Source organism: Bradyrhizobium altum (assembly GCF_020889705.1).
GTDB lineage: Bacteria > Pseudomonadota > Alphaproteobacteria > Rhizobiales > Xanthobacteraceae > Bradyrhizobium > Bradyrhizobium altum.
The window spans coordinates 1-1638 of the sequence record NZ_JACMYP010000527.1; the positions used below are offsets into that span (position 1 = coordinate 1).

The window sequence follows — 1638 nt, forward strand, 5'->3', positions numbered from 1 at the left end:
GTCGCCAAGCCGGCCGGTTCGGCGCCAAGGGCGGCGGCACCCCCGGGTTTTCACGGGGTCCCTATCAGGCCGCGAGCCAGCAACTGGCCAACAGCCCGATCATGCGCGGCCAGCGCAGCGCGATCTCGAGCCGCGAGGCCCTGATCCTGCAATCCCTGATCAATCACCCCTGGCTGCTGCACGACCATCTCGAGGAGGTGGCGGCCCTCGAACTCGCCCATCCCGAGGCCCACAAGCTGCGGGCCGCGATTATCGCCGCCTTTGCCCACGACCATCACCACTCTCCTGATGTCGAGGAGCAGGCCGAGAAGATGCGCTCCGACCTCGAAGCAGGCGGATTATCGCAGATTCTTCAAAGGGTTGCGCGGGCGAACACAACCCAGGCGGTGTGGGGGGCGCAGATCGGCGCCGCACGCGAGGATGTTTTATCGACCTGGCGTCAACTCGTTGCCTTGCATCAGAAAACCCACGCCTTACTTAGGGAAAGAAAAGATGCGGAAGCGGCTTTGGCTGAAGACTCCAGCGAGGCCAATCTGGCATGGTTGCAGGATATCCAGGCCCGGATGGCAGAAGCCGATGGGACCGAAGCCCTGATTGAAGGGTTCGGCGAATTATCGGGCCGGTTCCAGCGTAATGTCTGATAACAAAAATGCTGCGGACGGCGCTGGCCGAACCCGCAAAAAGACTCGCCAAATCCATGGTTTGGCTGCAAAAACAGGGTTAAGCGAAACTTAATAGCCTCGCGGCTATTTCAAGATGGAAACCGTCGAGACGGATCAGAGGGGTGGCGAGATTATGCGCCGCCCTTTGTGCGTCGAGAGAGTAAATCTAGATTTCGTGCGGATGCGCGTGCGTGGCGCCATTTTGCATGACCGCGTTTCGGGAGCTTAGTGAATGGCCACCAAGGCAAAGACGCTGCAGGTTAAGGACAAGGAAAAAGACGACAAGGCAGCGGATGCTCCTGAGAAGGATGCCGCTGACGCGCCGTCGCCGTTGCTCGACCTGTCGGATGCCGCGGTGAAGAAGATGATCAAGCAGGCCAAGAAGCGCGGCTTCGTGACCTTCGATCAGCTCAACGAAGTGCTGCCCTCCGACACGACCTCGCCCGAACAGATCGAAGACATCATGTCGATGCTGTCGGACATGGGCATCAACGTCACCGAGGCGGATGATAGCGAGGGCGAGGACGAGAAGGACGACGGCGACGACGAGACCGACAACGAACTCGTTGAGGTCACGCAGAAGGCCGTCACCGAGGTCAAGAAGTCGGAGCCCGGCGAGCGCACCGACGATCCCGTGCGCATGTATCTGCGCGAGATGGGCACGGTGGAATTGCTCTCCCGCGAGGGCGAAATCGCCATTGCAAAACGCATCGAGGCCGGCCGCGAGGCGATGATCGCGGGCCTCTGCGAAAGCCCGCTGACATTCCAGGCCATCATCATCTGGCGCGACGAGCTCAACGAAGGAAAGATCTTCCTTCGCGACATCATCGATCTCGAAGCCACCTATGCGGGCCCTGAGTCGAAGGGCGGCATCAATCCGAACCTGATCGGCAACAACGGTGCCGAGGGCGCCGCCGCTGAAGGCAATGGCGGCGACGTGCAGGCCGGCGCGCGGCCCATGTCGCGCCGCCGGCAG

General features: G+C 61.4%; 1 protein-coding gene and 1 pseudogene. Both read left to right on the plus strand.

Translation table 11 applies throughout. From position 1 onward, the window contains the following. Nucleotides 1–641: pseudogene (locus tag H8B02_RS47105) on the plus strand (DNA primase); the annotation flags it as partial. A gap of 253 nt (nucleotides 642–894) precedes the next feature. Continuing rightward, the coding region (locus tag H8B02_RS47110) for an RNA polymerase sigma factor region1.1 domain-containing protein (RefSeq protein WP_283842329.1) at nucleotides 895–1638 on the plus strand (744 nt) is incomplete at its 3' end.